Here is a 1,449-nt window from a genome sequence, read left to right as displayed (position 1 = left end):
GTCCAGACCCAGGCACCTCGTCCGCGCATGGCGGCAACTGCGGCAGCCTATATGCGAAATCTGCGCAGCCAGGCCCGGGCGCGCTTTGGTCGACGTACATTGGGCCGAACCACGCGATCTGGCCGTATTGCGGAATGGATAGGCGACCGCACTTTATCCGAGGACGAGCTCCGTGCGATAGGCGAGAGCCTGCAAATCCAGACGGCGCTCCGAAAGTTCACCAATCCTATCCGGGGTGCTGTCAGACCAATTCGAACCAGTCGCAGTTCGCCAAGAATTTGTGAAGTCTAGGCCGAGCCGAGGCTGCGCCACTCGGCGAGAGCGGCGGCCCGTTTAAGCTTGAAATTGTCGCGAGTGTAGAGATGGCGTTCCTGGTTAAAGTGGTTTTGGACGGACGAATGGACTGCGGCGAATTTCTGCAAACATCGCATCTGCCGGAAGCGCTGCATGGCTCGTTCTCGTCGTCGGAATGGCAGGTGTGAATTCTCCGCTCGATTGTTCATCCAGCGCCCGGTTTGCTGGCGATCGGCAGTTCCAATTTCCTTCAGGGCCGCGCCGTAGGACCTTAGCTTGTCCGTCACGATGGTCTTCGGAGAACCATTTCGTTTCATTGATTTCTTGAGGAATTTCAGTGCTGCCCTGCGATCCCGCCTCTTTGAAACAAAGGCTTCGAGTATCTCCCCTTCGTGATCCACGGCCCGCCAAAGGTAATGGGTCTCGCCGTTGATCTTCACGAACACCTCGTCCAGATGCCACTGCCATTGCGGCCAGGCCCGCATCCGTTGCGCTCGCTTCCGGCGGATTTCAGCCGCGAACATCGGGCCAAACCGGTTCCACCAGAACCGGATTGTCTCATGGCTGACATCGATGCCGCGCTCGTGCAGCAGATCCTCGACATTGCGCAGCGAGAGAGGAAAGCGGACGTACAGCATCACCGCCAATCGGATGATCTCGGGTGACGTCTTGAAGTAACGGAACGGGCTGGGTTTGGTCATCCTTCGACGCTAGAAGCCCACCCTGCACGCTTCAACCTAGTTTCCTCTGACATGACCCTTGAGCGAACTGGCGAAGGACCGTGATGCGCATGGTGATATGGAACCAGTCGAGGACATGCTCGCTCGCCGGGGCGATCATCTCGGCGAGCGAGCGGACTTCTTCCCCACCGTCGGTGATGAAGGTGATATCCTGATTGGCTTGGACGCCCTGCTTCTTAAGATGGTCGAGAATGCGCCGTTGCGGCCTGCGATCATAGCCGTGGACGAAACCTATGTAGCGCGGAGCGCCGACTTCAGGCAGCGAGCGGCCGACGATCAGCTCGAAATTCTTCTTCCGGTCGTCACGGTCGCGGATGTAGCCGCCATCCAGGCCGATGACGATGCGGCCATCGGGAACAGGCAGGTTCATCCAGTCGCGCGGGCAGGCATCCTGCATGAAGGATACCCGCTCTTC

Annotated in this window: 1 protein-coding gene and 1 pseudogene; both read right to left on the bottom strand. The window is 58.9% G+C overall.

Going from position 1 to position 1,449, the window contains the following annotated elements; translation table 11 throughout:
* Positions 1-287: 287 nt before the first annotated feature.
* A complete protein-coding gene (locus tag EOC06_RS36375; RefSeq protein WP_095488810.1) occupies positions 288-995 on the bottom strand; it encodes an IS6 family transposase in 708 nt (235 codons plus the stop codon).
* A gap of 55 nt (positions 996-1,050) precedes the next feature.
* Positions 1,051-1,449 (bottom strand): annotated as a pseudogene (locus tag EOC06_RS44495) (ISKra4 family transposase); the annotation flags it as partial.

Origin of the sequence: Mesorhizobium sp. M7A.F.Ca.MR.362.00.0.0 (genome assembly GCF_004023175.1) — a bacterium.
Taxonomy (GTDB): Bacteria; Pseudomonadota; Alphaproteobacteria; order Rhizobiales; family Rhizobiaceae; genus Mesorhizobium.
This window is presented reverse-complemented; position numbering and strand designations above follow the sequence as displayed.